This is a genomic window from Arthrobacter sp. H41 (genome assembly GCF_000520535.1).
Classification (GTDB): Bacteria; Actinomycetota; Actinomycetes; order Actinomycetales; family Micrococcaceae; genus Arthrobacter_D.
This window is the reverse complement of sequence record NZ_KI914790.1, coordinates 26,016-32,328: the sequence shown is the minus strand read 5'-3', so window position 1 is coordinate 32,328 and position 6,313 is coordinate 26,016. Positions and strand designations below refer to the sequence as shown.

Sequence of the window (6,313 nt, the reverse complement as noted above, 5' to 3'; positions counted from 1 at the left end):
CCGCTGGGCAGAAGGGCACCGGGCGGTGGACGGTGGTCTCGGCCCTGGAACTGGGCAGCCCGACCTCGGGGATCGCGGAGTCCGTGTTCGCCCGGGCCCTGTCCTCCCAGAAGGAACAGCGGGTCCTGGCGCAGGGCATCCTGCAAGGACACGAGGAATCTATCGAGGTCCCGGAGTCCTTCGTGGAGGATGTGCGCCTGGCCCTGTATGCCTCGAAGCTGGTCAGCTACGCCCAGGGCATCGATATGCTCACGAATGCGGCGAAGGAATACGGGTGGGAGCTCAAACTCGAGGAGATCGCCTCGCTGTGGCGTGCCGGGTGCATCATCCGCGCCGAACTGCTCGATGACATCATGAAAGCCTACGCCCAGGCCGAGACCCGCCCGGCGAACCTGCTGCTGGCCCCCGCGTTCGCCGAGTCGATCGCCGGCGCCGTGCCGGCCTGGCGCCGGGTCGTGGCGACCGCGGTGCGGCTCGGGATTCCGGTACCGGTGTTCTCCGCGTCCCTGGCCTACTACGACGGCCTGCGCCGGGAACGCCTGCCCGCGGCCCTGACCCAGGGCCTGCGCGACCTCTTCGGAGCCCACACCTACCAGCGCGTCGACACCGACGGCACCTTCCACACCCTCTGGGGCGAAGACAAAACCGAAATCGAGGCCACCGACACCCACTGACAACAAAACCGCCTTCCCACTCGATGGGAGGGCGGTTTTGTGGGCGTGGCTCAGCCAGGATGGATGTGCGGTTCGTCGTCGGTTCCGCTGAAGGTTCTGCGGCTGATGGTGATGAGCAGCAGCGCGATCGGCGTGATCAGGATCGCCACCGCTGCGGCCCAGAGGAAGACCGCGGAGTAGCCGCTGGTCAGAGCCTCCGCGGTGGTCCCACCCGAGGCAGCAGTGGTCCCATCTGAGGCGGCGGTGGCAGCGGCTGCGATGGTACTGAACAGGGCGATACCGAGTGAACCACCGATCTGCTGGGATGCGTTCACCAGCGCGCTGGCGACGCCGGAACCATCCTTATCGACTCCGAACAGGGCGAGGTTCTGCATGGGCACGAACACCGTGCCCAGGCCCACGCCCATCAGGATGAGTGCGGGCAGCATGTTGACCGCGTAGCTGCCATCGGCACTGACTTGCGTGAGCCACAGCATGGCGGCAGCCAGAAAGACCGGACCAGCTGCGGTGGGAATCTTCGCACCGAGTTTGGGCAGGTTCCTGGCGACGACGGCGGCGGTGATGATCAGCACGACGGTCATGGGCAGCGACGCGAGGCCGGCCATGAATGGCGCGAACCCGAGCACGATCTGGAGGTAGTAGTTGATGAACAGGATGCCGCCTATGAGGACAGCGCCTGCGAGGAAGGAGGCGAGGAACGCCGCCCCACGGTTACGTTCGGTGGCGATGCGCAGCGGCAGAAGCGGGTGCTTCACCCGGGCTTCGACCAGGACGAACAGCACCATCAGGATAACGCCGGCAAGGATGAAGCCCCAGGCTCCGGGCGCGCCCCAGCCATGCTCGGCGTTGGTGAAACCGTAGACCAGGGAGCCCAAACCCAGAGCGGCCAGGATGACGCCTGGCCAGTCATATCTGGTCGAGCCTTCTGCTTTGCTTTCGCGGACCAGGGCAGCAACGCCGATGAGGGCAACGATGGCAATCGGCACATTGACATAGAAGCACCAGCGCCAGGAGGCGTATTCGGTCAGGTATCCGCCAAGCAGAACGCCGATGGCAGCCCCGACACCACTGAGGGAGCCAAAAATCGCGAATGCTGTGCCACGGCTTCTGCCACCGGGGAACGCAACGGTGAGAAGGGCGAGAGCGGATGGTGCCAGCAGGGCAGCGAACACGCCCTGCAGCGCGCGGGCGCCGATGAGGACCGATGGGTCTTGAGCAATGCCGCCGAGAATGGACGCGACGGCGAATCCGGTGGCAGACCAGATAAAGGTCCGCTTACGCCCCCAGAAATCCGAGATGCGACCGCCAAGCAGGAGGAAGACAGCATGGACCAGACGAACCTAGTCGCCGAGAATCGAGGCGAGACGCTGGAGGGCAGGCAGGCTTTCCTGGATCTGTGCCTGCTCAGCTGGGAGCAGTTCGGATGCCGCTCCGGCGAGGGCGCCGGCCCAGGCCGCCTCAAGGAGTGTCTTGATGCGGAGGGACTCTGTTGTGGGATGCAGCGTGACGTAGCGCTTGTCCGCGGCGTCGCGGGTGCGGGTCACCAGCCCTCGCGCCACCAGTTCCCGCAGTTGGGTGCTGACATTGCTGAGCTGCCGGTCAAGGCGGGAGGCCACTTCAGCAACCGTGATCCCGGGATGGTCCTCGATCACGCGCAGAATGTCGAGCACTCCGTTCGGGAGCAGGGGAACTTTCGTGCCCTCGTGCGATTTGCGCCGCACGTCCGAGGAGATATCAATCAACGCCACGGCGAGGGCCCGGGGGTCCACCACCTGGGGCTGTGGCGCGTCCGGTTCGATATTGTCCATCTCCTCAGCATATGGCGCGGCCGCCGGCTCGCACTCGACGGTCCGCGTTCCACTGAGCGGCGTTGAACCGCCGTCCCCAGAAAGCTGATGGTCGACCGCATGGAAGCGGCACCGGCAAGAGAGCCGGTGCCGCCGAACGCGACGCTGGTTCCTGCGCGGACAGGATCACTGTGGCGCTGAGGACTACGCGAGCGCGCTCAACCTGGACTTCCGTCCGGCGAACAGTGCGTGGTCGGCCGAGAGCCGGCCGGGCCCGACCAGCGCGATGGCCAGGGCGGCTGTGCCGAGCAGCAGGACCAGCTCGAAGCCGTTGCTGGCTACGAAGACGCCCGCATTGAGGTGGACCAGCACCAGGGCGCCGAGCATGTCCAGGGTGAGCAGGAGCGCGATGGGCCGGGCGAGGACGCCGATGATGAGGGCGATACCGCCACCCAGTTCCAGGATGGCGATCAGTGGGGCCACGATCTCGGCCAGGGGGATTCCCATCTCGCCGAAGGCGGCCTGGGTCCCGGCGATGGTCCACTCATTGAACTTCTGCCAGCCGTGGGCGGCGAAGAGGAAGCCGACGACGACGCGCAGAAGAGCGCGCGCGATTGTGGACTGCGTTGGGTTTTTCATTGAGGAATTCCTTCTCTGGGGTGGGCCGTAAGGCACCGAGGTGAGCATTGAGGCGACGCCAGCTGGCCGGCGTCGCCGAAACAGGTGCTACTACTGGCGAACCAGCCCGAATCCGCCGGTCCACTGAATTTTTTCGCCAGCAGCCAGGGTCAGCTGCAGGAAGCCCATTGCTTCCAGTTCGCGGGCACGGGTGAGTGAACCGGCATCCACGGCGTCCACCCCGCCACCCTTCACGGCGGCGGCGAGCGCGTCCTTGGCCGCGGCGTCGTCACCGGCGATGAGCACGGTGGTCTGGTTGGGGCCAACAGCCTTGGAGCCCAGTGTGGCGGCGAAGCTGGTATTGAACGCCTTCAGCACCCGCGAGGAGGGCAGTGCTGCAGCGAGTTCAGCGGTGGCGGAACTGTTGGCCGGGACCACCAGGGAGTCGAAGGTGTCGAAGTCGAGCGGATTGGTGATGTCGACAACAATTTTCCCGGCCAGCTGATCGCCGTAGCGCCCGGCAATTTCCTGCAGCGCAGGATAAGGGACAGCGAGGACAACGATGTCCCCATTAACCGTGGCACCGGCATCCTGGGAACCGATGTGTTCGACCGATGAGCCGCCCGCCGCAACAACACCGGCGATCGCGGTGCCCATGTTGCCTGAACCGAAAATGGTGAATGAGGTCATGAGGTGCTCCTTTGAGTTAAAACTTGTAGGTACAACAATTAGGCTAACATCGATTACTTGTAGATACAACCATCAATTAGGATAGGTCCATGACTGATACACAGTGGTTGACCGAGGATGAGCGAACCGCGTGGATCCGGCTGGCCGCAGTGCTCGAGCTACTGCCGGGCGCACTTGATGCCCAGCTCACCCGTGACGTTCAGCTGACGCATTTCGAGTACTTTGTGCTCGCCATGCTGTCGGAAGCTCCGTCCCGGACCCTGCGCGTCGCCGGGCTCGCCGCGCAGACCAACGCTACCCTGCCGCGCTTGTCCCGGGTGCTGACCGGCCTTGAGAAAAAGCACCTCGTGGAACGGACCGAGTGCAGCGAGGATCGCCGGGCGAAGAACGTCACCCTCACCGAAGCGGGGTGGCAGAAGGTGCTTCGGTCAGCGCCGGGGCATGTAACGAACGTGCGCAACCTGGTCCTTGACCAGCTCACTCCCGAACAGATTGCCCAGTTGTCCCTCATTGCGGCCCAACTGCTCAAGCGGCTCGACCCCGACGCCCGAATGTTCGTCTCCGCCCAGCCGTGATGCCCTATCGGGGTGCGGCACCCTGATGTGAATGGAAAATTCCGCTCCCATATACATGGCGAAACGATTCTGCGTGGAAGCGCCCTGTAAAGACTTGCCGCCCCCAGGGCTGTCGAGTCGGCGTCAATGCCCCGGATGCTTGACATGACGCCTAAGTGACGTCACTCTGGTGTCATGGATTTGCAACAGTATGTCGACGACCTCCAACAACAACTGGGAGCCGCGGCCGAAGCAGGCGGCCAGCAGGCGCGCGATCTCGCAGATCGTCTTACCGCACCACTCGAGACAGCGACCCGGCTGGTCCTGCTGGAAGCGCTGGCTGCCGCAGCAGCTGAAATCACCCGCGAACTTGCACCGAGCTCTGTAGATGTCCGCCTTCGTGGACGGAACCCCGAGTTCGTGGTGACGTCACCGGCACCAAGTGCGGATTTCGACGGCGGCTCCGACGACTCCGATGCCCGCTTCCCCGGCGTGGCCGACGGCGCCGAGGAGACTGGAACATCAAGGGTCACGCTGCGCCTGCCGGAACAGCTCAAATCACGCATCGAGGAAGCTGCCGCGCGTGAGAAGCTTTCGGTCAACTCATGGCTTGTCCGTTCCGTCACTGCCTCTCTTGATCAGGCGGGCCCGGGTTCGCGGCCCGGCGCGCGGAAGCCGTCGAGCGGACGCCGTTACAGCGGATGGGTACAGTGATGCCCAACGCTTCGGTTTCGCCGCCCTCCCTCCCCGAAAGCCATCCCATTCGAACAAGGGAAACCTCATGCCGAGTTTCGTAACTTCCGAACCGATATCCCTCATCGTCGATCTCAGCGTCGGAGAGGTCCGAGTCACAGCCAGTGACCGCGATGACGCCGTCGTCGACGTACGTCCGAGCAACGAGGCCAGGGCCTCCGACATCAGGGCCGCAGAGCAGACGCGTGTCGAGTTCTCCAATGGCACCCTACTCATCCAGGGACCCAAGGAATGGAAGCGGTACGCGATCCTGAGGCACAACGGCTCCGTCGACGTCACCGTTGGTCTTCCATCCCGCTCCGAGATCCGCGGCGATGCCGGAATGGGCCGCTTCGAATGTGGCGGAGAACTCGGGCGATGCGAGCTCAAGACAGGGGTGGGCCGTATCCGGCTCGACCGGACAGGTGCGGTACGAGCCCAGACGGGCTATGGCGACATCGTCCTCGACCAGGCAGTCGGTGATGTCGACGTCAAGACCGGCTCGGGCGACATCACCATCAACGGCGTCGACGGCCCTGCCACCATCAAGAATTCAGACGGGGATATCCACGTGGGTGAGACCACCGGGGACCTCCGCATCAAGGCCGCCAACGGAAATATCTCGATCGGCCGTGCACAGGTCTCGGTCGCCGCGAAATCCGCCAATGGAAACGTTCGGATCGGTGAAGCCGTCCGCGGCTCCGTCGTCCTTGAAACAGCTGCCGGGGACGTTGCGGTGGGCATCCCGGAAGGCACTGCGGCCTGGCTCGATGCGAGCACGCAGTATGGAAAAGTACGCAATTCGTTGAGCGCATCCGAGGGGCCCGGGGAATCACTGGAGACGGTCGAGGTCCGCGCCCGCACGTCCTACGGGAACATCGAAGTTCACCGCTCGCGTACGCACCAAGCCAGGGCCGGAAGAGGATAGACGCCCCAACTGACAAGCATTGAGGAGCGGAGGCAAGAAACCTCCGGAAGCCATCGGCTTCCGGAGGTTTCCATCTGTAGCGGTGCCGGGACTCGATCCCGGGACCTCACGATTATGAGTCGTGCGCTCTAACCAGCTGAGCTACACCGCCATAAATGAGCTTGCCCGCAACCATCATTCTATTGGATGCGGGCCCCTCATTTTCGAGCCCCCCACCGGAATCGATCCGGTGACCTCGTTCTTACCAAGAACGCGCTCTACCACTGAGCTAGGGGGGCAACAGCAAGAAACTTTACCAGTTCCCCGCCGCTGGTGTGAAATCGTCGACCG

At 64.1% G+C, this 6,313-nt stretch carries 7 protein-coding genes, 2 tRNA genes and 1 pseudogene; 4 read left to right on the top strand and 6 right to left on the bottom strand.

What is annotated here, in order from left to right; all coding sequences use genetic code 11:
* Positions 1-674, top strand: a pseudogene (locus Y705_RS0108595) (NADP-dependent phosphogluconate dehydrogenase); the annotation flags it as partial.
* A gap of 50 nt (positions 675-724) precedes the next feature.
* Here Y705_RS0108595 and Y705_RS18520 read toward each other — a convergent pair.
* From Y705_RS18520 to Y705_RS0108575, 4 genes are all read right to left on the bottom strand, one after another.
* On the bottom strand, positions 725-2,008 hold the full coding sequence (locus Y705_RS18520) for an MFS transporter (protein WP_081737921.1): 1,284 nt from the start codon (positions 2,006-2,008) through the stop codon (positions 725-727).
* Between the two features lie 6 nt (positions 2,009-2,014).
* On the bottom strand, positions 2,015-2,482 hold the full coding sequence (locus Y705_RS0108585) for a MarR family winged helix-turn-helix transcriptional regulator (RefSeq protein ID WP_026532566.1): 468 nt from the start codon (positions 2,480-2,482) through the stop codon (positions 2,015-2,017).
* 183 nt (positions 2,483-2,665) lie between these two features.
* Positions 2,666-3,100 (bottom strand): DoxX family protein, encoded by a 435-nt coding sequence (locus Y705_RS0108580; RefSeq protein WP_026532565.1) that lies wholly within the window; start codon positions 3,098-3,100, stop codon positions 2,666-2,668.
* 90 nt (positions 3,101-3,190) lie between these two features.
* Entirely contained in the window at positions 3,191-3,769 is a 579-nt protein-coding gene (locus tag Y705_RS0108575) for an NADPH-dependent F420 reductase (protein ID WP_026532564.1), read from the bottom strand.
* 89 nt (positions 3,770-3,858) lie between these two features.
* Here Y705_RS0108575 and Y705_RS0108570 point away from each other — a divergent pair, with 89 nt between their 5' ends.
* The 3 genes from Y705_RS0108570 (at position 3,859) to Y705_RS0108560 (ending at position 5,983) form a co-directional block, all read left to right on the top strand.
* Positions 3,859-4,344: a MarR family winged helix-turn-helix transcriptional regulator gene (locus Y705_RS0108570; protein WP_026532563.1), complete on the top strand. Its 486-nt coding sequence runs from the start codon at positions 3,859-3,861 to the stop codon at positions 4,342-4,344.
* A 174-nt stretch (positions 4,345-4,518) separates the two neighbouring features.
* On the top strand, positions 4,519-5,037 hold the full coding sequence (locus tag Y705_RS0108565) for a histidine kinase (protein WP_026532562.1): 519 nt from the start codon (positions 4,519-4,521) through the stop codon (positions 5,035-5,037).
* Between the two features lie 67 nt (positions 5,038-5,104).
* Entirely contained in the window at positions 5,105-5,983 is an 879-nt protein-coding gene (locus Y705_RS0108560) for a DUF4097 family beta strand repeat-containing protein (RefSeq protein WP_026532561.1), read from the top strand.
* 77 nt (positions 5,984-6,060) lie between these two features.
* Here the strand turns inward: Y705_RS0108560 and Y705_RS0108555 are convergent.
* Both Y705_RS0108555 and Y705_RS0108550 read right to left on the bottom strand, forming a co-directional pair.
* Positions 6,061-6,134: transfer RNA gene (locus tag Y705_RS0108555), tRNA-Met, on the bottom strand.
* Positions 6,135-6,189: 55 nt separating this feature from the next.
* Positions 6,190-6,261: transfer RNA gene (locus tag Y705_RS0108550), tRNA-Thr, on the bottom strand.
* Between the last annotated feature and the right edge of the window lie 52 nt (positions 6,262-6,313).

What these genes read in the sequence shown, in the direction of transcription:
- Y705_RS0108585 (WP_026532566.1), bottom strand. Translation starts at nt 2,482, where the DNA reads ATGGACAATATCGAACCGGACGCGCCACAGCCCCAGGTGGTGGACCCC.
- Y705_RS0108580 (WP_026532565.1), bottom strand. Translation starts at nt 3,100, where the DNA reads ATGAAAAACCCAACGCAGTCCACAATCGCGCGCGCTCTTCTGCGCGTC.
- Y705_RS0108575 (WP_026532564.1), bottom strand. Translation starts at nt 3,769, where the DNA reads ATGACCTCATTCACCATTTTCGGTTCAGGCAACATGGGCACCGCGATC.
- Y705_RS0108570 (WP_026532563.1), top strand. Translation starts at nt 3,859, where the DNA reads ATGACTGATACACAGTGGTTGACCGAGGATGAGCGAACCGCGTGGATC.
- Y705_RS0108565 (WP_026532562.1), top strand. Translation starts at nt 4,519, where the DNA reads ATGGATTTGCAACAGTATGTCGACGACCTCCAACAACAACTGGGAGCC.
- Y705_RS0108560 (WP_026532561.1), top strand. Translation starts at nt 5,105, where the DNA reads ATGCCGAGTTTCGTAACTTCCGAACCGATATCCCTCATCGTCGATCTC.